General features: G+C 67.6%; 28 protein-coding genes. 10 read left to right on the top strand and 18 right to left on the bottom strand.

The window, feature by feature from the left end; genetic code table 11:
* Positions 1–2 precede the first annotated feature (2 nt).
* Positions 3–1799, bottom strand: a complete 1797-nt coding sequence (locus EV650_RS04085; protein ID WP_134115447.1) for an MFS transporter — start codon at positions 1797–1799, stop codon at positions 3–5.
* A 52-nt stretch (positions 1800–1851) separates the two neighbouring features.
* Positions 1852–2397: a TetR/AcrR family transcriptional regulator gene (locus tag EV650_RS04080; protein WP_202874386.1), complete on the bottom strand. Its 546-nt coding sequence runs from the start codon at positions 2395–2397 to the stop codon at positions 1852–1854.
* 60 nt (positions 2398–2457) lie between these two features.
* Here EV650_RS04080 and EV650_RS04075 point away from each other — a divergent pair, with 60 nt between their 5' ends.
* Entirely contained in the window at positions 2458–2925 is a 468-nt protein-coding gene (locus EV650_RS04075; protein WP_134115443.1) for a nuclear transport factor 2 family protein, read from the top strand.
* A gap of 327 nt (positions 2926–3252) precedes the next feature.
* Here the strand turns inward: EV650_RS04075 and EV650_RS04070 are convergent, their stop codons facing one another.
* On the bottom strand, positions 3253–4305 hold the full coding sequence (locus tag EV650_RS04070; protein ID WP_134115441.1) for a Gfo/Idh/MocA family protein: 1053 nt from the start codon (positions 4303–4305) through the stop codon (positions 3253–3255).
* A 94-nt stretch (positions 4306–4399) separates the two neighbouring features.
* Entirely contained in the window at positions 4400–4990 is a 591-nt protein-coding gene (locus EV650_RS04065; RefSeq protein WP_134115439.1) for a helix-turn-helix domain-containing protein, read from the bottom strand.
* Between the two features lie 68 nt (positions 4991–5058).
* Between EV650_RS04065 and EV650_RS04060 the strand changes: the two genes are divergently transcribed.
* The 6 genes from EV650_RS04060 (at position 5059) to EV650_RS04035 (ending at position 12431) form a co-directional block, all read left to right on the top strand.
* Positions 5059–5496: a hypothetical protein gene (locus EV650_RS04060; RefSeq protein WP_134115437.1), complete on the top strand. Its 438-nt coding sequence runs from the start codon at positions 5059–5061 to the stop codon at positions 5494–5496.
* 102 nt (positions 5497–5598) lie between these two features.
* The gene (locus EV650_RS04055; protein WP_166678015.1) at positions 5599–8475 is read left to right on the top strand and encodes a beta-N-acetylhexosaminidase; all 2877 of its coding nucleotides are present in this window, start codon (positions 5599–5601) and stop codon (positions 8473–8475) included.
* 112 nt (positions 8476–8587) lie between these two features.
* Positions 8588–9046 carry a pyridoxamine 5'-phosphate oxidase family protein gene (locus EV650_RS04050; RefSeq protein WP_134115433.1) on the top strand — a complete coding sequence of 153 codons (459 nt, stop codon included), beginning with the start codon at positions 8588–8590 and terminating at the stop codon, positions 9044–9046.
* A 19-nt stretch (positions 9047–9065) separates the two neighbouring features.
* Positions 9066–10817, top strand: a complete 1752-nt coding sequence (locus EV650_RS04045) for a GAF domain-containing sensor histidine kinase (protein ID WP_202874385.1) — start codon at positions 9066–9068, stop codon at positions 10815–10817.
* Between the two features lie 94 nt (positions 10818–10911).
* Positions 10912–11883, top strand: a complete 972-nt coding sequence (locus tag EV650_RS04040) for an Acg family FMN-binding oxidoreductase (RefSeq protein WP_134115431.1) — start codon at positions 10912–10914, stop codon at positions 11881–11883.
* The gene (locus EV650_RS04035) at positions 11880–12431 is read left to right on the top strand and encodes a flavodoxin domain-containing protein (protein ID WP_238174010.1); all 552 of its coding nucleotides are present in this window, start codon (positions 11880–11882) and stop codon (positions 12429–12431) included. Before EV650_RS04040 ends, EV650_RS04035 begins: the two co-directional genes overlap by 4 nt.
* 9 nt (positions 12432–12440) lie before the next feature.
* Here EV650_RS04035 and EV650_RS04030 read toward each other — a convergent pair whose 3' ends face one another.
* Both EV650_RS04030 and EV650_RS04025 read right to left on the bottom strand, forming a co-directional pair.
* Positions 12441–13094, bottom strand: coding sequence for a response regulator (locus tag EV650_RS04030; RefSeq protein WP_134115429.1), 654 nt, complete (start codon positions 13092–13094; stop codon positions 12441–12443).
* A 69-nt stretch (positions 13095–13163) separates the two neighbouring features.
* Positions 13164–13763 (bottom strand): PEP/pyruvate-binding domain-containing protein, encoded by a 600-nt coding sequence (locus EV650_RS04025; protein WP_134115427.1) that lies wholly within the window; start codon positions 13761–13763, stop codon positions 13164–13166.
* Between the two features lie 235 nt (positions 13764–13998).
* Between EV650_RS04025 and EV650_RS04020 the strand changes: the two genes are divergently transcribed.
* Positions 13999–15015, top strand: coding sequence for a lysylphosphatidylglycerol synthase transmembrane domain-containing protein (locus tag EV650_RS04020; protein WP_134115425.1), 1017 nt, complete (start codon positions 13999–14001; stop codon positions 15013–15015).
* Positions 15016–15069: 54 nt separating this feature from the next.
* Here the strand turns inward: EV650_RS04020 and EV650_RS04015 are convergent, their stop codons facing one another.
* Together EV650_RS04015 and EV650_RS04010 are read right to left on the bottom strand one after the other, a co-directional pair.
* Positions 15070–15654: a hypothetical protein gene (locus tag EV650_RS04015; RefSeq protein ID WP_134115423.1), complete on the bottom strand. Its 585-nt coding sequence runs from the start codon at positions 15652–15654 to the stop codon at positions 15070–15072.
* A 142-nt stretch (positions 15655–15796) separates the two neighbouring features.
* Positions 15797–16162: a DUF1003 domain-containing protein gene (locus EV650_RS04010; protein ID WP_202874383.1), complete on the bottom strand. Its 366-nt coding sequence runs from the start codon at positions 16160–16162 to the stop codon at positions 15797–15799.
* A 111-nt stretch (positions 16163–16273) separates the two neighbouring features.
* Between EV650_RS04010 and EV650_RS04005 the strand changes: the two genes are divergently transcribed.
* The gene (locus EV650_RS04005) at positions 16274–17140 is read left to right on the top strand and encodes an alpha/beta fold hydrolase (protein ID WP_134115419.1); all 867 of its coding nucleotides are present in this window, start codon (positions 16274–16276) and stop codon (positions 17138–17140) included.
* On the opposite strand, the gene EV650_RS04000 is transcribed toward EV650_RS04005, so the two are convergent.
* Positions 17126–18769: a DUF4091 domain-containing protein gene (locus EV650_RS04000; protein WP_134115417.1), complete on the bottom strand. Its 1644-nt coding sequence runs from the start codon at positions 18767–18769 to the stop codon at positions 17126–17128. The genes EV650_RS04005 and EV650_RS04000 overlap by 15 nt on opposite strands.
* Positions 18770–18863: 94 nt before the next feature.
* Here EV650_RS04000 and EV650_RS03995 point away from each other — a divergent pair, with 94 nt between their 5' ends.
* Complete coding sequence (locus tag EV650_RS03995) at positions 18864–19295, top strand: RpiB/LacA/LacB family sugar-phosphate isomerase (protein WP_134115415.1); 432 nt, start codon at positions 18864–18866, stop codon at positions 19293–19295.
* A 94-nt stretch (positions 19296–19389) separates the two neighbouring features.
* Here EV650_RS03995 and EV650_RS03990 read toward each other — a convergent pair whose 3' ends face one another.
* From EV650_RS03990 to EV650_RS03950, 9 genes are all read right to left on the bottom strand, one after another.
* The gene (locus EV650_RS03990; protein WP_134115413.1) at positions 19390–20112 is read right to left on the bottom strand and encodes a DUF4386 domain-containing protein; all 723 of its coding nucleotides are present in this window, start codon (positions 20110–20112) and stop codon (positions 19390–19392) included.
* 221 nt (positions 20113–20333) lie between these two features.
* The gene (locus EV650_RS03985) at positions 20334–20780 is read right to left on the bottom strand and encodes an FMN-binding protein (RefSeq protein ID WP_134115411.1); all 447 of its coding nucleotides are present in this window, start codon (positions 20778–20780) and stop codon (positions 20334–20336) included.
* Positions 20777–21268, bottom strand: a complete 492-nt coding sequence (locus tag EV650_RS03980; protein WP_238174009.1) for an FMN-binding protein — start codon at positions 21266–21268, stop codon at positions 20777–20779. The genes EV650_RS03985 and EV650_RS03980 overlap by 4 nt, the downstream gene beginning before the upstream one ends.
* 13 nt (positions 21269–21281) lie before the next feature.
* Entirely contained in the window at positions 21282–22700 is a 1419-nt protein-coding gene (locus EV650_RS03975) for a ferredoxin reductase family protein (RefSeq protein ID WP_134115409.1), read from the bottom strand.
* A 23-nt stretch (positions 22701–22723) separates the two neighbouring features.
* Positions 22724–23947, bottom strand: a complete 1224-nt coding sequence (locus EV650_RS03970) for a sensor histidine kinase (RefSeq protein WP_134115407.1) — start codon at positions 23945–23947, stop codon at positions 22724–22726.
* Positions 23944–24600, bottom strand: a complete 657-nt coding sequence (locus tag EV650_RS03965; protein ID WP_134115405.1) for a response regulator transcription factor — start codon at positions 24598–24600, stop codon at positions 23944–23946. Before EV650_RS03965 ends, EV650_RS03970 begins: the two co-directional genes overlap by 4 nt.
* The gene (locus EV650_RS03960; RefSeq protein ID WP_202874379.1) at positions 24597–25448 is read right to left on the bottom strand and encodes an FAD:protein FMN transferase; all 852 of its coding nucleotides are present in this window, start codon (positions 25446–25448) and stop codon (positions 24597–24599) included. The genes EV650_RS03965 and EV650_RS03960 overlap by 4 nt, the downstream gene beginning before the upstream one ends.
* 71 nt (positions 25449–25519) lie before the next feature.
* A complete protein-coding gene (locus EV650_RS03955; RefSeq protein WP_134115403.1) occupies positions 25520–25756 on the bottom strand; it encodes a hypothetical protein in 237 nt (78 codons plus the stop codon).
* Positions 25757–25957: 201 nt separating this feature from the next.
* Positions 25958–26620 carry a hypothetical protein gene (locus tag EV650_RS03950; RefSeq protein WP_134115401.1) on the bottom strand — a complete coding sequence of 221 codons (663 nt, stop codon included), beginning with the start codon at positions 26618–26620 and terminating at the stop codon, positions 25958–25960.
* Between the last annotated feature and the right edge of the window lie 21 nt (positions 26621–26641).

Below are 26641 nucleotides of genomic sequence, written 5' to 3'. Positions count from 1 at the left end.
GTTCACGCCTTTACGTTGTTGTTGGTGGTCAGGGTTTGCAGATTGCGGGCCTCGATGGCCTTGACGGAGTTGTGGAACGGCTTGCCGAGGACGCTCTTGCCGAACAGGCCGAGGACGATCCCGAGCAGCCGGCCCTTGAGGTTCTTGCCCTGGCGGACGATCGTGACGTCGATCGTGGTCGCGCCGTCGGCCCGGCGGTGCAGGGTGTAGGTGTGGCCGGACGCGCCGCCCCAGAGGTTGGAGTCGGTGGTCGTGAGGACGATGTGGGTCGGGTCGGACCAGTCGTAGTGCAGCCGCTCCCACACGCTGTCGTTGCCTTCGGTGACGTCGGCGTACGTGGCGCCCAGGTCGTGGACCTTCAGGTGGTCGTCCGAGCTGTTCGCGAACAGCTTCGCCCGGCCCGGCCCGAAGTCGGTGAGCCCGGCAACGAACTGCTCGGGCGTCGAGGTGGTGATCTCGGTGAAGTGAATGGTGGCCATGTGCCTTCCGTTTCCTTGAGGGATGCCCTGGTGGGATCCACTAACTCCACTGTTCGTCCGCTCGGACCCCGTCACACCAGTGGATTCCCCTGGTGCACCAACGGGTGCCTTCTTCTCGGTGAGGCTGCGGATCAGCAGTGGTGAAGCGACGAGAATTCCGGTGGACACGATGACGGCAAAAGTGAGGAGGATGACCTTGAAAGTCACGTACTGCAAGGCGATTCCGGCACCTACGACAGGCAGCGAGAGGCCCAGATAACCGACAACGAAGAACAGGGCCAACGCGGCGGCGCGATCGTTGGGCGGCGCGGTCGTGATGACCACGGTCAAGGCGCTCCGGAAGATGCTGCCGGTCCCGACGCCCACCAGCGCCGCTCCGATCAGGAAGAACGTGAGGCTCGGTGGACGCAACCAGGCCGCAGTCACAATCACAGCCAGTCCGATAAGCAGCACAGGGATACCGAGGGCGAGCAGGCGGCGCAGCGGCCAGGTCCTCGTGATGATCTGAGTGAGCGCACCGACTCCGAAGGCGATGAACACGGTCAGGCCGGCCAGGACGGGCGAGGAGCGATGCAGCGGCCCGGCCAAGAACGCGGAAGCCAGGCCGGCGAACACGCCGTACACAGTGAACACCAGGAAGTCGCCGGTGAGCGCCGCACCGAACTGCGTCCGGGCAGCTCCGGGAATCGCGAGCCGTTGCGGGCGGTAGCGCGGTCGGGGATTTGGCAGCGGCCTGACCTCAGGTGCGGCCCACACGGCTATCAGCGCGAGCGCCAACAGCACCGCGAGTACGACGTAGATCAGTCGGGGAAAGCTGGGCACGTACGTCGCCAGCAACCCGGCCGCCAGTGGGCCGACCGCCAGCCCGCCGACGTTCGCGACAGTGGACGTTATCTGCGCCCGCCGCGTCGGTACTCCGTTCGGACCTGCATCCAGATCGGTTAGGTAGGCGGTGGCGGTCGCGGTGGCCGCACCCAGAGCGAGTCCGGTGAGCACCCGGCCCACGAATAGCGCCGGAAGCGACGTGGAGTTGGCGAGGACCACCGCAGCCACTAGTCCGGTCAGCAGAGCGGGCATGAGCAGCGTGCGTCGTCCGTACCAGTCAGATAGGTGACCTACCAGCAGCAGGCTGGTCACGATGCCGGCGGCAAAGACGGCGTAGACGATGGTGACGGTGATGGACGACAGATGGTCCTGGCGTCGGTAGATGCCGTACAGCGCGCTCGGGGCGGTGGAGAACGCAGTCAGCACCGACATGCTCGCGGCCACGGCCCAGAAGCCGGCGGTCCGGCTCAGACGGTGAACAGTTGAAGTGGTCATGCCACCGATGCTCCGCGCGCCCGACCTCCATCGAACCCGTGTACCCCACGGGTCAAACCACCTGCCACCAGGTCGGCGCGCAGGCGGTCACAGCGGTTACCAGGTCGTCGGTGGTGAGGGTGCCGTCGGTCAGCCAGGCCTTGATCGCGCCGGCGAAGCCGTGGGAGACGAATTGGGCCATCAGAGCGCGATTGCCGGGTGGGAGATCCGCGCTGGCCATGAAGGTCAGGCTGTAGTCGGTGAAGTGGCGCACCAGCGCCTCGTAGACCCCGCGGTCCGCTGGATCGTCGAGGGTGTGGCGGTAGACGCCGGCGAAGCGGGCGACATGGTCGACCACCTCCGCGGTCGCACGGCGGAGTGCCTCGTTGCTGGACGGTCGTTCGGCCGCCCGCCACTCGGCCTCACGTTGGTAGACAGTCGCCAGGTCGGCGTCCAGGACCGTGAGCAGGAGCTCCAGCGGACTGCGGTACCGGTTGTAGAACGTCGGCCGCGTGACGCCGGCCGCCTCGGTCAGCTCGGCGACGCTGATCCGGGACACCGGGCGCTCGGCGGCAAGGCGCAGTACGGCGTCTGCCAGGGCGCGATCGGTCCGTGCCATCCGCGGATCCCTCATCGCACTCCTCTGGCGGTCGCTATTTTACAGGTGTAAATTAGCAGAATGAGGTCGCACACCACCATCTCCCCCGAAGAAGCCGCCGACCGTCTCGCTCTGCGCGAGCTGTTCGACGCCTACGCGCACTGCGCGGACCGCCGCGACGCCAAGGGCCAGCAGGCTCTGTTCACCGAGGACACCCGCTTCGTCGTCTACATGGACGCGAAGTCCGACGTACCCACGCAGGAGTTGCGCGGCCGCGACGCACTGGCGCCGGTCTTCGACGACCTCAACCAGTACGCCGCGACCACGCACTTCAACGGCCAGAGCACAGTCGTTGTCGACGGCAACAACGCGTCCGGCGAGTGCTACACGATCGCCCACCACGTCACCATCGGCGACGACGGCTCACGGACCCTGATGGTCGCCTCGATCCGCTACCTGGACCAGTACGTCAAGCAGGACGGCACGTGGTACTTCGCCGAGCGCAAGCTGCTCGTCGACTGGACCGAGACGCGCCCCATGAACGTCTAGCGCCGGGCGGGAAGGGCTCAGGAGGTAAATCTGCAGCCCGACAGGTAGTACACCTCCGATACACCGTACGCGCGGCCACCTTCACACTCAGGTGTACTACCGGCTGCCCGACACTACCTGTCCACCTGCCCGGTCACGGACGACCCTCGACACCCTCCGGCACCGCCCACACACACGGCACCAGAGCCAACTCGGGGAGGATTTCGTGCCGTTCTGGGTGCACAACCCTCCCCACCTCGGTCGTGACCGTCGGTCGGAGTGAGGCGACGGCGGGTCGGGCCGACCCGCTGGCGTTACGACCCCAACCGTTCTGGACGAGGCACTAGCTCAACGAGCCGCTCCACGGACGGCCGCCTGCTGCTGGGCCGTCAACGCCAGGCGCATGGTTTCGAAGGTGTGCTCCTGCGGCGCGGCCGACGTGGTCCGTTCCTGTACGTCGCGAACCAGGTCGGTGTAGTAGGTGGTCTTGACGTCCGAGCAGTCGATGTACTGCGTACCTTCCTGGTTGACCAGGAACAGGTGGTCGCCACCGTCGCGGCCCGCGATGTCGACGTACTTGCGCAACTCGATGAACCCGTCGGTACCGAGGATCATCAGCCGCCCGTCACCCCAGGTCGGCAACCCCTTCGGCGTGTACCAGTCGACCCGGATGTAGCCCTGCGCGTTCTCGCTGCGCAGCAGGATCTCACCGAAGTCCTGCAGACCCGGCTCGTCCGGGTTGGCGAAGTTCCCGACCGTACTGGCAACGACCTCCGCGGTCCGCGCGCCGGTGAACCAGAGGAACTGGTCGATCTGGTGCGACGCGATATCGGTCAGAATCCCGCCGTACCGGTTCTTGTCGTAGAACCAGTCGGGCCGGCCGGCGCCACCACCGAGATGGTCGCGGTCCCCGACGCGGTGCGGCCCGATGCCGAGAGTCTGTACGACGGTCCCGATCTTGCCCTCGCGGACCAGCTCACCGGCCTTGATCACGCTCGGTACTTCGAACCGCTCGGAGAACGTCACCGACCAGAACCGCCCGCTCTGGCTGACCGCCTTCTCGATCTCATCCAGCTCCTCGAGGCTGACGCAGCCGGGCTTGTCGGTCACGACGTCCTTGCCGGCTCGCAGCGCGGCGACGGCGATCTCACCGCGTCGATCCGGTACGGCGGCGGTCACGATCAGATCGATCCCGTCGGAGTTGATCAGCTCGTCGGGACTCTCGACCAGCGGAACGTCCGGGTACCGCTCCCGGAGCCGGGTCGCAATCGCGACGGACGGGTCATCGGTCGCCATCCCGACGAACTCCGCACCGGCCTCGATCAACCCCGCGACCTGACCGAAGATATGCGCGTGATCAAGCCCGACGGCGGCGAACCTGACGGCGTGCGTGGAAGTCACTCGAATTCCTCCAGACTCGGCAACGCTTCGACTGCAACTCACCCTATGCCAGTTCGGCAAACGCTTGCCAACCTGTCTGCGCGTCGGACAGCCGCTAGTCGGAGACTCTGACCTTCATCGATTCACCAGGGCGGCTGAAGATGCTCAGGATCTCCGCGGGCCCATCGCCGCAGCTACCGAACCAGTGCGGGACCTCGGTGCTGAACTCTGCGATCTCGCCTGGTCCGAGCACCCAGTCCTCGTCGCCGAGGACGAGACGCAGGCGGCCGGACAACACGTAGATCCACTCGTCGCCGTCATGGGCCCGCAGCTCTGGATCAACCTTGCCGGCGGGTATGACGATCTTCCAGGCCTGCATGCCGGCCGGCTCCCGAGTCAGTGGGATCACCGTCCGGCCCTTGACCCGGCCGGGCCTCAGCCTGATCCGTGGATCGCCCTCCTCCGGCGCCGCGACGAGATCGTCCAGCGGGACCCGATAGGCATGCGACAACCCGAGCAGCAGTTCCAGCGTGGGCCGCCGCTGTCCGGTCTCGAGCCGCGACATCGTGCTCTTCGAGATGCCGGTCGCGTCCGCGACATCGGTGAGGGTCATCCGGCGCTGGGTGCGGAGTCGCTTGAGCCGGGCACCGACCCGATCGAGCACGACGGCGCTGTCCGCCGCTGAGGTGTCCTCCACGCGGCCCATCTGACGCCCCTTTCCCACAAACAGCAACCTTCGTAGGTCAGCAGCCGGCGCAGCCCCAGCCTTGGGCCATGAGCCACTACGACGTACGAGACAAGGCCACCGTCGACAACGAACTGTCTATTCGCCGCATGAACGTCCTGCGTTTCGGCTACGCGTTCTGGGGAGTGGGTCTGGCCATCGTCAAGTGGCCGCTACTCCTCAACAACGCCCAGGACCTCCCCGTGATGACAGGAGCCGTCGCCTGCATGCTGACGGCGATGTCGCTGCTGGCCTTCCTCGGACTCAGATACCCCGGCCGGATGCTGCCGATCCTGTTGTTCGAGGTGATCTGGAAGGTCATCTGGGTCAGTGCGGTCGCGGTCCCGCACCTGATCTCCAACGACCTCGACTCCGAGACCGGCGACGTGCTGTTCAGCTGTTCCTTCGTCGTCGTCATCGTCGCCGTCATCCCCTGGCGGCACGTCTGGACGCGCTACGTCCGGACACCGGGAGATGCCTGGCGGTGACGGCGCGCGGGTGACGTTGCTGTACGGCGAGTTGGGCGAGAGGATCGCCGTACGGTCGCCCTCCACGTCCGCGTGATACCGCCCAGCACGGTAAGGAGTGACGTGAAATTCTCGTCCTTGAGGTCCGTCCCTGCCCTGATCACCGGCGCGCTGCTGGCCACAGCTCTGGTCCCACTGGCAACGGGACACGCCTCCGCCGACGCCCCTGCCGAGAGCGTCAACCTCGCTCTCCTGCCGGGCGCGGTGGCCTCCGCCAAGTCCCAACGCACGACTGCACCGGCACTGACGTACGCGCCCGCCAACGCGACCGACGTGTTCGTCCACAACGGCTGGACCTCGAACTACGCGTCGGTCGGCTCGGGGTACGACCCGACGCAGGACTGGTTCCAGGTCAAGCTGGCCACACCTGCTCCGGTGTACGAGGTGTTCACCCGCTGGACTTCGCCGGCCAAGCCGACGCAGTACGACCTGCAGGTGTCGACCGACGCCGACTGCCAGACCTGGTCGACGGTCACCCATGTGGCGAATCCGAGCGACAAGGATTCGCAGGTGATCGATCACAAGGATCCGGTCTCGTGCGTGCGGATGCAGGCCCTGGCCACGACGTCGACCGTTGGGTACACGATCAACGAGTTCGAGATCTGGTCCGGCCCGAAGCCGGCGCCGGTCGTCGGGCAGATCATTCCCGTCCCGGTGAAGCAGACGACCGGGAGCGGCGAGCCGTGGGTACTCACGGACAAGTCCCGGATCGTCGTCTCCAGCAGCTCCCTCGCCGCCACAGCTGACGTCCTCGCCGGCTACCTGCGTCCGGCGACTGGATTCGTACTTCCCGTGGCGACAGGATCCGCGACGGCATCCGACATCGCGCTGAGTCTCGGGTCGGTGTCCGGCCTCCCGGCCGACAAGACAGCCGAGGGCTACTCCCTCACCGTGTCGAGTGCCGGCGCGAAGATCGTCGCGCCGCAAGCACACGGCTTGTTCAACGGATTCGAGAGCCTCCGGCAACTGTTGCCAGCAGCAATCAATTCCCCGACCACCGGCGCCGGGCCGTGGACCGCACAGCCCCTCACGGTCCTGGACTACCCGCGCTACGAACATCGCGGGCTGCAGCTCGACCCCGCCCGCAACTTCCTGTCAGTGACCGAGATCCGCTCCATGATCGACCAACTGGCGGCGCTGAAGGGCAACCAGCTGCACCTGCACCTGAGCGACGGCCAGTCCTGGCGCCTGGAGATCAAGGGCTACCCGACGCTCGACGGCACCGGATGCAACGGAGCGGCTTGTATCGCGGGCTTCTACACGCAAGAGGACTTCAAGGGCCTGGTCAAGTACGCCGCCGACCGGTTCATCGAGATCGTCCCCGAGCTCGAGGGCCCGGCCCACGCCAACGCGGCGATCACCGCCCTGGGCGGCGTCGCGAACATGGGCTGCCAGGGCCAGACCCAGACCGACCGGTTCTGTACCAACCCGAACGACCCGGCGAGTCAGCGCGCGCTCGCGTTCTGGCGGGACGCGATCGCACAGCTGGCCGCGATCTCGCCCGGACCGATCATCCATATCGGCGGCGACGAGGCCATCGGCATGCCGCACGAGGACTACAAGTGGTGGATCGGTCAGATGGAGACGATCGTCAACGCCGCCGGCAAGCGACTGATGGGCTGGAACCCCGCCATCGAGGGCTACGCACCAGGCTCGACCTCCATCAACCACTACTGGTCGGACTACACCGGCGGCGGTCCCCCGCTGATCAAGCCCGAGTGGTTCAACCAGGGCCGCAAAGTCATCACGACCCCCGAGTGGAACGCGTACCTCGACTTCGGGTACGACGGTTCGCCGGGCCGGACCCCGCGGACGGAGCTCGACAAGGCGTACTCATGGGACCCGGAGTGGGTCTACGAGAAGTACCGTTCCGTCTGGGCGCAACCGGCATACGGCGGACCGAAGGCCGCGGACATCATCGGTATCGAGGCGCCGATCTGGGGCGAGCAGATGCGTGGACTGGCCACCAATGAGTACATGGTCTTTCCGCGGCTGGCCGGCATCCTGGAGAAGGCTTGGTCCCCGAAGGTGCTGACCCAGGACTACGACTCCTACGTCCAACGGCTCAGCGTCGCCGGACCTCGCTGGGCGTTCGCAAATGTGAACTACGGCTCGATCGCCCAGGTCCCGTGGGCTCCGGAGGCAATGGGCACGGTCGCCCGCTTCGGCGTCGACAGGATCGTCAGCAACGCACCTCTTGGACGTCTGGCCGCCGGCTCGCTTCCGCCTGGTGAGTTCACTGCCGCGATCGATTGGGGCGACGGATCCCCGACCGAGGCAGGCGTTGTCGCCGGACGCGATTACGTGGCGAGCCAACGTCAGGGCAGAAGCCTGATGACCGTCAGCGGCAGCCACACCTACCCGGCGGACGGGACCTATCACGGGACCGTCACCTACACCCGTCAGGCCCAGACCTGGGTCGTACCGTTCGTCGCGACCGGCGTTCCGGCCTGTACGACGATGCTCAGCGGAACGCACAATGGCCCGTTGACCGTGTCCTCGGGCGTCGCGTGCTTCGACGGCGCGACTGTCTCGGGACCGATCACCGTGGCTGCCGGTGCCGGACTCTACGCATCCGGATCTGACCTCCGCGGACCGGTCACCGCGTCCGGTGCAGGCAACGTTCTGCTCTGTGGCACCACCGTGGCCGGACCGGTCAGCGTGACCGGTCGCACTCGGGTCTGGATCGGCAACGGTGAGTGCGCGCCCACGACGGTCAAGGGTCCGGTGAGGGTCAGCGGTTCGGTGGGCCAGGTGACGATCGACGGAGCCACGATCGGCGGACCACTCGCCGTACAGAACAACACCGGCCCGACGGTTGTCTCCGGCAACCACATCAGCGGGCCGCTGTCCTGCACGGGCAACTCCCCCGCACCGACCAACGCCGGCCGGCCCAACTCGGTCTCCGGCCCGAAGTCAGGGCAGTGCGCAACCCTCTGACCTGACAGACGCCGAGCTGGTCCGGGACCTTTGACCCTGGTCCCGGACCAGTTCGCCGAGCGATCGTCGAAGGGTGGTCGCCACGGACCACTGCGTCCATAAGGAACATCCGATGACCACGACTCAACAGTTCGACCACTCCAGGCTCCAGATCCTCGGTCCGGCCGAGTGCCTCAGCAGGCTCCGGACGGTTCCGCTCGGCCGGCTGGTCTACACGTACGGCGGCCTGCCGGCCATCCGGCTGGTCAACTTCGTCCTCGACGACGACACGATCGTGTTCAGCACCGGACGGGGTGACAAGTTCCAGGCTGCCGAGCGGGGCGACGTGGTCGCGTTCGAGGCCGATGACGTGGACTCCGAGCGTCATGTCGGCTGGACCGTCACGGCGATCGGGCACCTGTCCGTCGTCACCGGCGACGAGGCGCGCGAGTTGTGCCGTACGCTGCCGCTGCACTCGTGGGTGTCGATCGACGATCCGCACCTGGTCCGGCTCGGAATCGAGTCTGTCCACGGCCGGCGCCTGGTCCCGTGGGCGCAGCGGCCCCGGTCCGGGAGTTCCCAACCCCGGTGACGGTGCGTACGGTGGGGCTGTGGCCGGAGACTCGCGGTCGGCGCGTGGGGGTTGGGACGAAGGCGCGCTGGAGTATGCAGGATTGTCCCGGGTGCGTCTCGATGCCCTCCTACAGGAGGTGCTCGGCCGGGTCGACGAGATCATGGACACCCAGGAGCGGCTGCGGGCACTCCTCGACGCTGTTGTCGGCATCGGTGCGGATCTCGACTTGAACAGCACCCTGGACCGGATCGTGACCGCGGCCTGCGAGCTCGCCGGTGCCCGGTACGGCGCTCTCGGCGTCGTCGGCGCGGACGGCAAGCGGCTGGTCCGCTTCATCACCCGTGGCGTGACCGACGAGGAGATCGCCGCCATCGGCCCCTACCCCGAGGGCCACGGCATCCTCGGTCTGCTGATCGAGCACCCCGAACCGATCCGCCTGCACGACCTCGCCGAGCACACGAAGTCCTACGGTTTCCCGACGAACCACCCGCCGATGAAGAGCTTCCTCGGCGTCCCGATCGGGACCCGTGAGCACGCCTACGGCAACCTGTACCTGACCGAGAAGACCGGCGGCGCCGACTTCACCGAGGACGACGAACGCACCGTCACCGCCCTCGCCGCCGCGGCCGGCGTCGTGATCGACAACGCCAGGCTGTACGCCGACAGCGAGCAACGCCGGCGCTGGCACGAGGTGACCGCCGAGATCACCCAACTGATGCTCGGCGAGTACGACGCCGATCAGGCGCTCCAGCTGATCGTGCAGCGCTCCCGCGAGGTCGCGGGCGCCCAGGTCGCCGCCGTACTCCTTGCTGACGGCAACGAGTTGGTCGTCCGCGCGGTCGACGGGCCGGCGGAATTCACGCAGTACGTCGGCCATCGGATGCCGGCCGATCTCCCGGTCCTTCAGCTGCTCCACTCCAGCAGCGGCGATCAGATCGTCATCGAGGATCTCGCGCAGCTCGTCAAGGACGCCGGTGGGCTGACCGAATTCCCGGAGAGTACGAATCTCGCCCGGGCGACGATCGCTCCGCTGCCGGCCGGTACGAGCGGTACCGGCGGCCTCCTGGCCGTAGCGATGGAACAGGGCGCGGACACCCGGGTCGCCGAAGGTGCGGACCTGGTCCGGATGTTCGCCGGCCAGGCCACCCTGGCGATGGAGCGTGCCCAGGCGCAACGGGATCGCGACCTGCTCGTCGTCCTCGAGGACCGCGACCGGATCGCCCGCGACCTGCACGACCTCGTCATCCAGCGGCTGTTCGCGACCGGCCTGCAGCTTCAGGGCATGCACAGGCTGGTGCAGCCCGAGCACCGGGAACGCCTCGGTCGCGCGGTCGAGGACATCGACAGCACCATCCACGACCTCCGGGCGGCGATCTTCGAGCTCCAGCAGCCACCCGACTCGAGTTCACTCCGCGGTGACGTGCAGGCGCTCGTCACGGAGTACGCCGAGGCGCTCGGCTTCCGGCCGCAGCTGGTCTGCACCGGACCGATCGACACTCTGGTGCCGGGCGCCGTACGACCGCAGATCCTCGCCACCGTCCGGGAGTCACTGTCCAACGTCGTCCGCCATGCGCAGGCATCCAGCGTGAAGGTCGAGGTCGTCATCGACGGTGACCAGGTTGTCGCACGGGTTACCGACAACGGTGTCGGGATCGGCGAGCAGCACCGCAGCAGCGGCCTGCGCAACCTGACCGAGCGCGCCCAGGCCCTCGGTGGCGCGGTAAAGGTCAGCGACAACGCACCGCACGGCACGATCGTCGAGCTTCGCGCACCACTCGCCGACAGCTAAACAGCCGAAGGGCCTGCCAGGTCGGGACTCTTGCCCGCAGCGCCACCCACCTCCTTCCGGCGAAGCTGAAGGAAACCAGTGGGAGGAGCACCCCGTGTCCGAGAAACTCCCGATCAGGGACCTCGACATCCTGCTCGCGGCGGCGGTCGCCGCGCCGAGCATGCACAACACCCAGCCTTGGCGGTTCGAGGTCGACGGTCAGGTGATCGACGTCTATCTGGACGGATCACGCACGCTGCCCGCCGAGGACCCGACCGGCCGCGCGATGCGGATCGCGGCCGGCGCCGCGACCTTCAACCTGCGGTGCGCGGCCGAGAGCCTCGGGTACGGCACCTGGTTCGGACTCGCGCCGTACCCGGAGGAACCCGATCTGCTCGCCCGCGTCGTCCTCGAACCCGCCGGAGCCCGGAACGAGAGCCTGTGCGATCTCGCCGAAGAGATCCCGCACCGCCACACCGACCGGAATCCGACCGATGCGACGTCGGTGTCGGAGCAGCTCCGCGTGCAGTTGATGCAGGCGGCGTACGCCGAGGGCGCCGAGCTCAACTGGCTCGAGCAGGACGACGTCCGCGCGGTCCTCGACCTGGTGCTCGACACCGACCTGCGCGAGATCGGCGACTGGCACCGCCGGACGGAACGGGCCCGGTGGGTCGGCGGCGAGCGGGCAACCGACGGCATCCCCAGCTCGGCCCTCGGACCGCGAGCTGCCAGCTACCCCTCGCCCGTCCGCGACCTGGCTACTCGGCCGGACGATCACCTGCGTCCGATCGGCAAGTTCGAGCCGCACCCGGCGCTCGCCGTACTCTCCACGTCCTCGGACAAGCCGGCCGACCAGGTCGCGGCCGGTGCCGCGCTCGAGCGAGTCCTGCTGACCGCCACCCGGGCCGGTCTGAGCGCGTCGTTCCTCAACCAGCCGCTCGAGTTCGACGACCTGCGCCGCGAGGTGCAGAGCCTCACCCAGCAGCAGGGGCACGCCCACATGGTCATCCGTTTCGGCCACAATCACCCGCACGACGGCACCGCCCGCCGGCCGCTCGCCGACTTCCTCCCGAGGGATCCGTCATGATGTCCAAGAAGGTGCTGGTCGCCTACGCCACCAAGGCCGGCGCGACTGCCGGCATCGCCGAGGCAATCGGCGACGAGCTCCGTTCCCACGGGCAGACGGTCGACGTCCTCGACGTCGCGCGGGTCAACGACATCACGTCGTACGACGCTGTTGTGCTCGGCAGCGCGCTCTACCTGCGCCGGTGGCGACGAGAGGCGGTCCGGTTCCTCAGCCACAACGTCGACGAGCTCCGCAAACGCCAGGTCTGGCTGTTCCACAGCGGCCCGGTCGGCCCCGACGTGGACCAGGACCAGGCCATGCCGGCGGCCGTCCGCCGCCTCGCTCACGAGATCGGTGCGACACCCGCGGTCACCTTCGCAGGTCGCCTCGAACCAGAAACGGCCACCGGTTTCCTGGCCCGCCGACTCGCTACCGGCAGCCTGTCCGGCGACTTCCGTGACTGGGCCAAGGTCCGCGCGTGGGCCGCCGACATCGGCGCCGCCATCCAGGCCACCCAACGCAGCACCTGGCACCGCCCCAACCAGCCGGCCGACTACTACCTCGGCTGACCTGCCGCACTACGCCCGAGGTTGCTTCTTCGTGTGTTCGATGGCGAAGACGGCGGCCTCGGTGCGGCGTTCCAGGTTGAGTTTGCGGAGCAGGGACGAGACGTAGTTCTTGACCGTCTTCTCGGCGAGGAAGAGGGACTGGGCAATCTGCCGGTTCGTCTTTCCCTCGGCGATCTCGGCGAGGATGCGGCGTTCCTGCTCGGTCAATGAGGCATACCGCGGATCCTCGGCCTGAGTAGGGTGCCGAAGGCGTTCCAGGACCTTGACGGTCATGCTCGGGTCCAGCAGCGACTCGCCGGCGGCAAGACGGCGTACCGCCTCGACCAGCGCCTGACCGTGGATCTGCTTCAGCAGGTACCCGGCGGCGCCGGCCATGATCGCGGTGAACAACGCCTCGTCGTCGGAGAACGAGGTCAGCATCAGGCAGGCCGGCGGTTCATCCATCAAGGAGCGAATCTCCCGGCACACCGTGATCCCGTCACCGTCAGGCAGCCGGACGTCCAGAACCGCGACGTCCGGGCGTACGGCGGGTATCCGCGCGATCGCCTCCGCCGCGGTCGAGGCGTCACCGACGACCTCGATGTCCGGCTCCGCGTCGAGCAGCTGGTGCAGCCCCAGCCGCACCACCTCGTGATCGTCGAGCAGGAACACCTTGATCGTCATCGCCATCTCCTTCGGCTCCACGCCGTACCCCACCCGGACCGGCGCTCCCCAGCATCCCGCTCCACCACGCTATCCGCCAGGGACCACGGTCCCGACCAGCGCAGGACCTTCGGCGTGGATTGCGTAGCTGCCGACCTGGGGCATCCGTTGTACGGTCACCGGCATCACGGCCCGGTGCTGGTCGGCTCCCGCGGCCTCCCGGTTGCTGAGGGCAACGGCGCTGTACAGCGCTGCGAAGCATCGCCGGCAGGCGGCCACGACCTCGGCTCCCGTGCTGAGGTGCAGGAAGACGTCGTCCCGGACAGCATCGTCAGAAGTCACCGGGCTGCACCGTACGGCGACCTCCGTGCCGTCGCCACCAAGCTCCCGATAGGCCTCGAGGATCTCTTCGACCACCGTCGAGGGCATCGGAGCCTCGCAGAAGGCGGACCGGATCTCTGCCGCGGCGATCACCAGGTCGCGACCGGCCCGGACCCGCCGAACCATCAGCGCGATCTCGGGCGCCAGCCTGGCGTCCCGGACGAACTCACCGTAAGCCTCCGCGGTGACCGCGAAACCCCTCGGAACCCGGACTCCCTCGCGGGCCAGCTCGGCCAGACGGGCCGCCCTGACACCCACCTGTCCTGGATCGACAATGCCGTCCAGCCGGACGACGTACTCGCTGTTCATCTCTGCTCAGATCCTTCCGACAGCTGTGTTCGGTGGGATGCACCGGCTCGCCGGACCAGAGCCGCCGCGACCACGATCGAGCCGTGACCACCCCTCCTGAATCCGCCCGGCGAACCGACATCCCCCCAGTGACTCCAGCATCGCCCGCCCGCGACGCCGCGGTCAGAGTCCAAGGTCCTGCTCCCCAGGGACCAAACGGTGCAGTGCAAACTGGTGTCGGGAGGGAGTGCGACCGATGGATACTGCGATCCGAGCTCGGCCGGCCTGGTACCGGCGGGTCTGGACGGCTGTGTCGTTGGTGATCCTGTTCGCGGTGGTCGAGTACATCGTCCTGCCGAAGCTCGCCCTGGCCCGGGAGTCCCTCCACCGTGTCTCGGAGCTCAATCCGGCCTGGGTGGTCACCGCCGTCGTGCTCGAAGCGGGAAGTCTGGTCTGCTACTCGCTCTTCAGCCGTGCCCTGCTGGGTAAACAGCACGTCCACTTCAACTGGATCCTGCGCTCCGATCTGACTGGGTACGGCGTGAGTCACGTCGTACCCGGTGGTGCCGCAACGGCGACTGCTCTCCGCTTCCGGTTGCTCGTCATGGGCGGTGCGCAGCCGACGAACGTGACGGCGACCGTCACGGCCGAGGCGATCGGTTCGCCGCTCGCGCTGGTGCTGCTCGCCTGGTTGACGTCGATCCCTGCGGTGTTCTTGCGTGAGGCAACTACGGCGTACCTGGTCATGTTCCTGATCGGCCTGGTCGCCTTGGCCTGCGGCGTACTCGCCATCCGCGAGCGATCCAACCTCGAGCGGTACGCCGGACGTCTCCTCCGCGCGATCCTGCAACGACTCCCCCACCGTGTCCGGCCGTGGATCGCAACGGTCGCGCTCCGGCTGCGTGACGTCCTGTCCGACCAGCACGTCCTCAAAGCGTTCCTCGTCTGGGCGACGCTGAACTGGCTTCTCGATGCCGCCGTCCTCTGGACCTTCCTCGCCGCCTACGGCGAGCCGATCCACCCCATCCCGTTGCTGCTCGCGTACTGCGCTGCGAACCTGGCCGCCGTACTGCCGCTGACTCCTGGTGGCATCGGAGTGGTCGAGGGCATCGCCGTCTCGAGCCTCTTCGGCTTCGGCGTCCCGACCGAGACCGCCGTACTCGCCGTTCTGTCCTGGCGCCTGCTGCAGTTCTGGGCGCCTGTGCCGCTGGCCGGGCTCTGCTACCTGAGCCTTCGAGCGCAAGGCGCAAGGCGGACTGCTGGAGCGGCCTGAGTTGGAACGACGAAACGCCGGCCCGGGATGGGCCGGCGGTTCGTTTCTGCCCGGTTAGGCGGTGTGGGGAACCGCTCCGGTCAGCCTCGGCATGACCTCGGCCTCGACCGGAACCCGGCGGAGGTGGGCATAGCCGAGGAGCGACAGCGCCAGCAGGAGTCCGGCCGCCGCGAACGCGGTGATGGCGGCGATCAGGGCGATCTGCCCCATCTTCCCGAAGGCGTAGGCGTTGAGCAGCAGGCCGCGCAGCGTCTCACCGCGGAACACGGTCTGGACCTGGCCGGCGAGCTTGGTGTCGTTGGGGTTGGCCTGCGCCTCCGCGGACAGTTGCGAGTAGGTCTTGCCACCGGCCAGCTCGTTGATGTGGACGGCGATGAAGTGGTTGGCGTAGGCCTCGGCCTGAGCGCCGGTCACCAGTTGCTGGCCGGCGTACTGGGAAAGGTACGGCTTGACCGCCGGGTCGTTGAGCGAGTCACTGCCCGCTTTGGGGAAGAAGATCTTCTGGGCGGCGAGCTGACTCTGAACCTGGTTGTCGACGAAGTTGTGTGCCCACAGCAACAGGCCACCCGCCGCGACCAGGACGATCGCGAGGACAAGCCCGGCGGAGGTGAGCAGCGCGTCGAACGTCTTGCGGCGCATGATCGGTTCCTTTCGAGCCGCGAGGCGCGGCTGCCAAGAGTTGAACGGTGATGGTTCGATTCTTGGCCCGCGGCACCGCCGCGACTACGCACCGAAAGGCCCGAACCACAGGCCATTAGGCCCGAGTTCGCCGGGCCTGTCGTCAGTCTGTCTTCTCTGCTACCAGGCGGCGGTGGAGTTCGGTGGTGAGGGCGTGGATCTCGCGGGTCAGCTGGGTGTTGGTCTTCAGTTCCAGCTCCGACTCGTTGAAGTCGTGGTCGGCCTTCGCCTGCTGGAACGCCGCCTGCCGGTTCTGGCCGATCATCACGAAGGTGGACAGGAAGATCGCTTCGAGCGACACGATCAGGGTCAGCGTCGGCCAGGGACTGCCCTCGATGAACAACATCCAGACCGCGAACACCACGACGTGGGCGTAGACGAACCCCATCGAGCCGGCGAAGGCCGTGATCGCGTCGGCGATCCGCACCTGCACACTGGCGGCACGCGCCGCCTCATGGGCAAGTACCACCGGGTGGTGCTGCTGGCGAGGTTTCGTTGACTCGGTCGACACAGGACCTCCAGGCGCTCGAACGTGGGCTTCGGCTAGGAAGGTACATCCTGGGCTTCTAGGATCTGGGATGTGGAGCGACTTGAGCTTTCTGACGGGCGGGTCCTGGAGTACCTCGTTGAGGGGCCGGCCGGCGGGCGGCCGCTGGTGATGCATCACGGCACGCCTGGCGTGGCGATGGCGCTGGAGCCTGTGGCCGAGGCGGCTGCTCGGTACGGCATGCGGTTCGTTACGCACAGCCGACCGGGGTATCGGGACAGCAGTCCACAGCCAGGACGACGAGTGGCTGATGTGGCCGGTGACGTGAGTGCGTTGCTCGACGCGGTGGGGGCCGATGATTTCGTGACCCTCGGTTGGTCGGGTGGCGGGCCTCACGCACTCGCCTGTGCGGCGCTGTTGCCGGAGCGGTGCCGCGGTGCGGCGATCATCGCGGGCGTGGCGCCGTACGACGCTGACGGGCTCGACTGGCTAGCCGGGATGGGTCCGGAGAACGTTGAGGAGTTCGGAGCGGCGGCGGCCGGCATCGAGGCGCTCGAGAAGTTCCTTGCGGAGGCCGGCGCCGAGCTGAAGGACATCCAGCCTGACGAAATCATCGCCGCGTTCGGCGGTCTGCTGTCGGCGGTTGATCAGCAGGCTCTTCGCGATGGGATGGCCGACTACCTGGCCGCGTCGTGCCGTGCTGCGGTCTCGAGCGGGTACGACGGTTGGCGCGACGACGATCTCGCGTTCCTGACCGACTGGGGTATCGATCTGGCCGGCATCCAGGTTCCGGTCTCGATCTGGCAGGGCGATCAGGACCGGATGGTCCCCCGAGACCACGGCCGCTGGCTCGGCGAACACGTCGCCGGGGCAGCCCTCGACTTGGTGCCCGGCGAAGGCCATTTGTCGCTGATGAAGAACATCGACACGATCATGGCCGCACTCTCACACGGTGGTTAACGCTGCGGTCATGCGCCGGCGGGCCTGGTAGTAGTGCTCCGGCTCGAGCACGGGTCGGTTGAAGCGCAGAGTCCGGTCGGGATCGATGATGTCCAGGGCCGCGGCCTCCCCGTGAGCCGTGCGTACGGCCTGCAGCGCGCGGTAGTCCCACATTGCCTGGGCAAAGACGCGGTACCGGATCGACAGCCAGGGTGTTCCGTCGGGTCCGGGGTAGACGATGAAGGGATCGCCGGACGGGAACGCGCCGCCGGCTGAGGTGTCCGCGAAGGGGTCGATCTGCCGGATCGAGTGCCACGTGTACCAGAAGTTGAAGCCCCAGTGCAGGAAGCCGTCGACGCGGGATGCGAACAGTTGGTGGCCGATCGCGCGGTTGCGTGACGAGGGCATCCCGATGAAGCGGTTCGCGACGTCGCGATCCTGGCTGACGCAGTAGTAGACCCACATCCGTTCCGGCCGCTCGGCTAGGAACGGTTCGACGTGATCGGTCGCGACGACCGGCACGGCAACGGCGCCCGAGGTGTAGAAGGAGTGCTCGCTGAGGGCATCGACGACTGTCCAGCCTTTCAGGAGGTCGGCGACGACGGCCTTCGCGGCGAGGTAGCTCGCGAGCCCCTTCTCACCTGAAGGCTCGTCCGAGATGTGGAAGACCACGTGGTCGCGGTCCCACTCTTCGTCGAGCACGGCCTGCAGCGCCGGCAGGAGCGCTTCCATCAAGGTCCGGTACCGCGCGTCGGTCGCGGGGACGTCCCAACCGAAGGCTCGCTCCTCGCTCACCACGATGCCAGGCGTGGCCTCTGCGCCCCACTGGGTAAAGAGATGCGCGACCTCGATCCCGGTGATCCCGTTGCGCCGGCACAGGTCGAGCCAGCGCCGAAGCCGATCAAAGCCGAACCGGTACCCGTCGCCGGTCGCCGTGATCTCGATGAGCTGTACGACGGTGCGGTACGAACCGACCGCGGTGTCGAGCGGCGGCGTCCACACCGGCGCGAGCAGCGACGTCGCACCCATCTCCGCCGCCGCTGCGATGAAGCGGTCGACCAGCGCCCAATGCTCTTCGCTGAATACCTCAACGCGGTAGTGATCCGCCAACGAGTCGAGGTGCATCCAGTGACCCGACACGATGTCGAGTGGTGGCAGCTCGATACCGGTGAGCTCGACGGAGACCGGCTCTCGATGGAGTTCGGAACCGTCGGGCGCGGTGATCACGATCGTGAGTTCGTGTACGCCGGCCTGCTTGGGATCGGACGTTGTCACGTCGAACCACAGCGCTCCCCAACTGCCGAACCGTACGGGAACCTCGCCGTTCGGGATGGGTCGCAACAGGTCTGGATACAACCCAGGTTCGTCGTACTCGTAGCCGTCGTCATGTCCTGGGAGCGCGACGAAAGTACACGGCACGAGGTCGACACTCGACACCGTGACCAGGTCAGCGGCCGCGCCTTCGACCCGCACCTGGAGTGGGCTCGGGTTGCGGAACGTCGGGTCGAGCGGAGGGCGGTACGCAAGCTGGAAGGACGCCGGCTCACCGAGGAACGCCTGGAACCGGGTCACGGCCGAGGGCCGCGGATCCCTCACCGGGTGCACCTTCGCGAGCGCATCGCAGAGCACGAACGTCCACTTCGCAGTCACTCCGGACCACTCCTTCTCGCTGCGTGATTGTGGATCCTATGATGCAGATCCGCGCATCAATGCACAACGCAACGTCCACGCTAGGCTCAGCGGTATGCGGATCTCCGTCTCGTCGGACATGGACCAACCGGTGGCGCGCGCACTCGTCGCGAACCTGCGCGGCCGCGGCCACGAGGTCATCACGTACGGCGCGCTCAGCCCAGGCGACGACCCGCAATGGGCCGTCTGTTCCCAAGCCGCCGCCAGCGAGGTGGCCGCCGGTACTGCGGACCGAGCCGTCGTCTGCTGCTGGACCGGCACCGGCGCGTCCATCGCCGCCAACAAGGTGCCAGGTGTCCGGGCAGCTCTCTGCACCGACGCCTACACAGCCGAGGGCGCCCGCCGCTGGAACGACGCGAACGTCCTGGCGCTCAGCCTCCGCCTGACCTCCGAGCCGCTCCTCACCGAAATCCTCGAAGCCTGGTTCAGCACCGAACCAAGCCCCGAGGAAGAAGACCGCCAAAACGTCGCCCACGTCACCCGCTAGAACTGTCCGGCGGACCGCCACGCATGCACAACCCCGCCGACGTAGTACTTGTGAGCGTTCACAACCGGGTTCTGCATGCCTGGCGGTCCGACTCTCAACCGAGCGGCAATGGTGCGTTGCCGCCGAGTTCGCGGGAGGGTGTGGTGGTGAGCGGGGAGGGCTTGAAGCCCTTGGCGATCATCCAGATCGCGACGCTGACCTCCCACGCGAAGACCGGCAGTGCGAGGACTGTGTGAACGCTCTGGCCGTAGGCGCCGAACAGCATTGCGGTTGCGGAGACCGTGGCCAGGCCGCCGCCGACCATGCCGAGCATCGTGATCGCGCGCGGGACCAGGCCGGCTCGATACAGCAGGTACGCCAACAGGAAGCTGTTGATGCCCAGCACCCAGCTCGGGCCGATCAGGAAGGTCCAGTCGTGGATCGCGACCAGTGACCTCTCCACGACAGCGGCGCCGGCGGAGTCGCTGCCGGCCAGACCTGTCAGGTCCTGCCTGAGTGTCACTGCGGTGAGGACGCTGACGGCACCGACGACGATGATCGCAGCCTCGAGCAGCCGGCCGCAGACGTACCCGAGCGCGATGCTGTGGTTCTGCCGCTTCACCACCGGATACAGCGTGACCGCCGTCCCGATGACCGTGACAACCAGCAACAACTCGAGCAGCCCGCCGAGCAGCACGCGGTTGTCGGAGTCAGCTCCAACAAGGTAGTTGCCGTCCCGCAGAACGGGTTGGTAGAGCAGCAAGGCTGGGATCGACGTGATCTCGGTCCCCAGGAAGAAGATGCCCGCGATCATCGCGCGACGCCTGATAGGACTCATGTTCGCCATACGACGTGGCCCCTTACAGCAGCCCCCCGGCCACTCTTAGTCATCTCCGGCGTACACGCCTGAGACCTCCACCCGTATGCGCCTTGTGCCGCTCACCATCCTCGCGCGACCACCCCTTGTCAACGGTCACTCTCCGTGCGCCCAGCCGCTCCAACTCGCCTTCGCAGGCCCGCTTGGTCGGCGTACAGCTCTTGGGGATTTCTTGGAGTGGATCAGCCCTTGAGGTGGGCTGCGTCGAGGGCGGACTGGAGTGAGCGGCGGTAGCCGTCTGAGGTGAACGTTGCGCCTGAGACGGTGTCGATCTGTGCGCTCTGGGCGGCGATCGCCTCCTGTTCCAGCTGTGGGAGGGCGAACGAGCTGATCTCCCGATCGCGTCCTCCCGAGTCCGGGTAGACGAGAGCGTTCACGGCGACGAGGCGGTTCGCGCGGATCGTCACGCTGACCTGGACCGGGCCGAATCGGGTGTCGGCTGAGGTGCCGTTCGCCGTCAGGCCGCCGTTCGCTGGTGCGGTGCTGACGACGCCGGGCTTGGCCGCGCTGGTCGTCGGTGAGTCGGTCCGGTTGGTGCTCGTCGGGTAGATGAACAGCAGGCCGAGCAGTACTCCGGTTGCTCCGATGACCGCCGCGTTGCGTCGTAGGCGCGCCGTGTGGTTGGTCATCGCGCGCCGGCTCGATGGGCTGCGTCGAGGGCCGATTGCAGCGATCGTTGGTAGCCGTCGGAGGTGAAGCTGGCGCCGGATACGGTGTCGATCTGTGCGCTTTGGGCGGCGAGGGCTTCCTGATTCAGCTGCGGTACGGCGTAACTGTTGATCGAGTCGGTCTGCCCGTCTCCGCTCGGCTGCTGGAGTGCGTGGACCTGCGTGATCTTCCCGCTCCGCACGCTGATCTCGACCTGCACCGGCCCGTACTGCGTCTGCACCACGTCACCGGCGACGGTCACCAACTTCGAAGGGCGCGCCGATGGAGTCGGCGTCGTCCGGGCTGTGGATCGACTGGGGGTCCGCGGTCTCGTGCGGGCGGGCTGCTTCGTCGGTTGCCCGGCTTGGGCCGAGACCGCATGAGTTGCCAGTTGGACGCTCGCCCGCAGGCCGAGGCCGACGACCACCACGCTCGCGACCGACATGACCAACTTAATCCCGCGCCTCACGCACGTACTCCTCTCACCACGAGAACCGTTCCTGATGCAGCTGGTTCGACGGCAGCCCGAGTCCGGTGGCAGCCGCACACACGGCGTCCATCCACTGATCGGGTCCGCACACGTAAACGTCGTACCGCTTGATGTCGGGGACGAGATGGCGCATCGCGTCCTCGTCGGTCCAGGTCGCAGCGTCCGCCGGCAGCCATGACTGCCGTTTCCGGATCCGCGGGCCGAGGACGTAGTGCACGGTGATCCCGCGGAGGCGAGCCAGTTGGTCGAGTTCGTCACGGAACACGAGGTCGTCGGCATCGTGAGCTCGATAGACCAGTACGGCGTTGCCCGGCTCGTACGGCAGGTCCTCGAGCAAGGCCCGCAGCGGCGTGATCCCGATACCGCACGCGAACATCGCGAGCTTCTCGGTGACCCGTCCCTCACCGGTCAGCCGACCGTACGGACCTTCGATGACGACCTTCGTACCGGGCCGCAGCCCGGCCAGCCGCCTACTGCCGTCACCGGACGCCTTGGCTGTGACTCGCAGGCGATCGGGCGCGGGCGAGGCAGACAACGAGTACGGATTGCCCCGTGACCAGCCCGGACCGTCGAGGAACCGGAACACGAAGTACTGACCGGCCTGGACTGCCATCCGATGCAGACCGCGACCGGCCAGCACCACCGTCACCACGCCCGGACCTTCGCGAACGACCTCGCGGACGGTGAGCCCATGTCGAAGCGTCCGCCACAGCGGCAGAGCGACCCGGTACAGCAGGATCGCGACCAGAGCGACGGCGTACGCCGACCACCAATACACCCGCGCCACGTGCGAGGTCGTGAAGTCCGCTCCGGTCCAGATCTCGTGCGGCACAGACAGTCCAACACCGACGTACGCGTAGAGATGGAGTAGGTGCCACGACTCGTACCGCAACGCCTTGCGGGCGACCCGGACCGACGTGACGGCGACAACCGTCAGCGCCAGACTTCCGACGACCGCTAGCAGCATTCCGCCGTACGTCGTGGTGACGTTCCACGTCTCGCGGAGCAGGTTGTTGTGATCGCGCAGGGTGTAGCCGACGAGGATCAGCCCGATGTGGACCATCAGCAGGTTGAACGACCAGAAGCCCACCAACCGGTGCCGACGCGCTAACTCGTCCTGCCCGAAGGTCCGCTCGATCATCGGTACCCGGGCCATCAGGAACACCTGCACCAGCAACAGGATCGCGGCCACCAACCCGGACAGCCGGCCAAGCGATGTGAACAGATCCGCCGGCCCGGATCCGAGTGACTGCAGTCCCCGTCCGGACACCCACAGCACGATCACGATCAACACGTTGATCCAGCACAGAACGCCGATCGCGTCGCGCCACCAGACCGGCGTACGGCGTGACCGGGCGTGCGCGATCCGTTGTCGACGCGTCGTCGCCGTCACCCCACCACCGCCCGTCATACTCCGACGATGACCGCGGATTCTTAGTTGTTCCTTTGACCAGGATCCTCGATGCCCGGTAAGACCAACTCGAAGGTCGCACCGACGTCGCCCGGAACCAACCGCAGCTGACCGCCGTGCCGGTTCGCGACGTCGTGGGTGAGAGCCAGACCGAGACCATAATGCGCGCGGCCGGCGCGATGACCGGCTGAGTCGAACCGGCGCAGGATTCGCTGCGCGGCCTCCGGCGCGATCCCGGGACCGGTGTCGCTGACGGCGAGGATCACGTCCCTCCGATGCCGCCGTACGGCGATCCGCACCTCGCCGTCCGCCGGCGTGTGGTCGATCGCGTTGTCGACCAGCGCGATCGTCGCCCGCCGGATCGCACTCGCCGAACCGAGCACGAGCAGGCTGTCGCCGTCCGCATGCCAGCGCAGCCGTACGTCGGCCTGTTCCGCGTGTGCGCCGGCACTCTCCGCGACCGCTTCGGCGATCCGGGCGAGATCGACCGGTTCATGACCCTCGACGCCACGCGGGTCGGCGGCGGCCGCGAGCAGATCGTCAACCACCTCGCCGAGGCGCTTCGTGTCTTGTACGACGCCGTCGGAGTCGCGCAGGATCTCGTCGGTCGAACCGCTGCGCCGCAGGGCACGGCCGAGGACCTGGGCTCGGGTGCTCAGCAAGGTGAGCGGCGTACGCAGCTCATGGCCGGCATCTGCCACGAACGCCCGCTGCAAGGTGAGCGCCTGCGCCAACGGCCGGACGGCGCGACGTCCGATCAGGATGCCTAGGAGCGCGGCGAACAACAGGCCGAGGGCGGCTGCGAAACCCATGGCCTGGAACAGGCGGGCGCGCTCTCGGTGTGCGGTCGCCAGATTGAGTACCGCCTGCACGAGCTTGCCTTTGGGCATCCCGGTGGCGATGCGGTACTCGCCTTCGTCGTTCTCGATCGTGGTCAGCCGGACCTGTTCGGTGGCGCTGTTTCGCATCGCGGCCAGCTCCGGGAGGAGGTCATTCGGCAGGCCGGGCGTCACTGAGCCGTTCATGACCAGCCAGGTGCCGGCCGGTGGGTCGCCGACGTCGTCGGCTGTCGCGATCGCGGTCCTGAGGAGATCGTCGGCGGCGCCGGTTTGACCGCGGACCACGACGATGGTGACCAGAGCGATCAGGACCAGCATTGCCACCGCGACCAGAGCCGCGACCTGGACGGCTACGCCGCGGGCGGCCCGGCGGACCAGGACCTCGTCACCGATCGGCCGTCCGGTCACGAACTGCCCAGCCGGTAGCCGAGACCGCGGACGGTACTGATCACGCCGCGCCCGAGCTTGCGCCGGCAGTAGTGCACGTAGGTATCGACGACGGTCTCGGACTCCGCCTCGTCGAACACCCGGTCCAGAAGATCGCCACGGCTGAACACTGCGCCGGGCCGTGCGGCCAGCAGGCCGAGCAAGGTGGCCTCGCGCTCGGACAATTCCACACTCGAACCGTCGGTACGTCGTACTGTGCGCGTTGCGAGATCGAGCGAACCGCCGGGGACGGTCAGATGGCCGGCGTGGTCGAGGTGCCTTCGCAGCAACGCCCTCAGGCGGGCGAGCAACTCGGTCAGCTCGAACGGCTTCGCTAGATAGTCCTCAGCACCGGCGTCGAGGCCGTCGACTCGGTCCTCGGTGCTGTTGCGAGCTGAGAGCACCAGGATCGGCGTACTGACACCCCGGCTGCGCAATCGCGCGATCAGGTCCAGCCCTTCGACGGCGGGCAGGCCGCGGTCGACGATCATCGCCTCGACCGGCTGGGTCAGCGCGAGGTGCAGTCCGGTATGACCGTCGCCGGCGCGGGTCACGGCGTACCCCTCGTCGGTGAGCACTCTGTCGAGAAGGCTGGCGAGGTCGGCGTCGTCCTCGATCAGCAGGATCCGTTTCATCCTGCCACCGCTTCGCTTGAGGGCCAGCCCGCCGTCGCGAACAGGTTGCCGTCAGCAAGGATCCCCAAGCCTTCGTAACCGGGCAGGGCCGCGAGTACCGCCGGCCAGTCCTCCCCCGCGACGAACGCGGCCGTCGCCAGGATGTCGGCGTACTCCAGCGACGGACCACTCACCGACACCGACGCCCACCGGGTCACGGCCGGACCGCCGGTCCGCGGGTCATACAGGTGCGCACCTCGTGCCGCCGTACCGCTCGTCGCGACCGCGCCCTCGGTCCGGGCGACACTGGCGAGCACTCGACCAGGATCGCGCGGGTCCTGGATCCCGACCGTGAACGGGCGACCGCTCGGGCAGACCACGAGGACATCACCACCCGCATTCAGGCACCAGTCGAGGTCGGCAACTGCTCGCAGCTGCGCACCCGCACGCTCGACTGCCCAGCCCTTCACCAGCCCCGACGGATCCCAGCCGCCGTCAGGCAGCTGAGCATCGGGCAGCTGCGCGTCGAACAGCCCACCGGTCAGATCACGCGCCCGCACACACCGCTCAGCCACCTCCCGAACGACGGGATCCACCTCATCCCATCCCACCTCACCCCGCGCCAGCCGACTCACGGCGCTATCAGGCTTGTACGGCGAAAACACCCGATCGACCTCAACCAACTCGGCGAACACCGCCCGTACCGCCGCGTCCGCCCGCTCAGACTCGGCCCGTTCCCCGCGAGCAAGCACGCTGACCGGCAGCCCCATAACCTGCTCAACCCAACTCCGCCGCCCCATGCCGCTACCGTACGACGCGCCACGCCAGGACTTCGCCGACCGGTATGGAGCGCCGCGGATCTGCGTCACTCACCAACCCCGGCCTCACGTCCTCCCCGCCCCGCCCCCGAGCGTGCCCACCCAGCACAACGGCCACTTGGTCAGTGACTCACGACCGCCTCCAACCCGGCCACTCGGCCGCGCGGGCTCACTTTGTGCACCAGAGCCGTACCGCCGGGCGCTGAGCGTACGGCTCCGGTGCACAAAGTGGCCCAGATCCGGGCAGTCGCGCCGGGGAGGGCCGCTCGTGGCGCGGTGGGGAGGGCGACGGCGAGCGGGGCGGGCTGCAGCGGGCGGTGGCGCCGGGTCGCGACAGCGGCGAGGGCGGCTGCTGTCACGGTCGGTGGGGGTGCGGCGCATTGGCAGGTCGGCGGTGCATGGGGTAGGTCGCGGATGGTGCGGATTTTGCGGCGGGACAGTTCGATCAGGGACAGTCACGCGACCGCCGATCGCCTGCCAGTGCCGGACTGCCTGCCTCGCCCACCCAGAGAAGATTGCAGGACACGCGGGTCAGCTGGCCGCGGCCAGAACGCGGGGTGTCAGCTGGTGGCCGGCCGGCGCCAGATCGCGACGCTGAGGCAGAGGGACCAGATCAGCGACAGGATGATCGTGTACTGGCCGATCATCGCCGCGCTCGCGACCAGGATGATCACCGAGCACACCAGCCCGACGTACCCGAACCACTTGGCCAGAACCACCGTCCGTACGACGACAACAGACACGGCGAGAATCGTCAGCCCCAGAGCCGTCATCGTGACGCTGCCGATCAGGTCGTAGTTGAGTGCCGTCGAGTACCGCAGTACGTCGAGGCCCGGCAACGGCTCGCCGTCGATCTTCATCATGTGCCCGATCACTCCGCGCAGCGCCGCGGACACAAGCAGCGTCGTACTGAAGATCAGGCCCATCGAGCGCGCGAACGCCGACCACTGCACGGCGTCGGTCTTCGCGGTGAGCGTCCTGACGTAGTTGATGAGTACGACGAACAACAGGGCCGCCGCGATCGCGCAGTACTGCGAAACGATGCCGGACAGCTGGTTGCTGCTCTGCTGCCACCAATCGAGCAGCTTCGCGTCGTTCGCCTTGTGCGGAACATCGACGCTGGCGACCGTCCAGAAGAGGGCGATCGCGAAGAGAACCGACGCGGCGGACGCGACCTTCGCTGCTGAGGTCCTGGCGGTTGAGGTACGGGTGATGGTTGCCATGACAAGACTCCTAGGTTCGAG

The sequence above is a fragment of the Kribbella kalugense genome, assembly GCF_004365875.1.
In the GTDB taxonomy this organism is placed as follows: Bacteria; Actinomycetota; Actinomycetes; order Propionibacteriales; family Kribbellaceae; genus Kribbella; species Kribbella kalugense.
The sequence above is the reverse complement of the archived record's forward strand: the minus strand, read 5'-3'. Positions and strand labels throughout refer to the sequence as shown.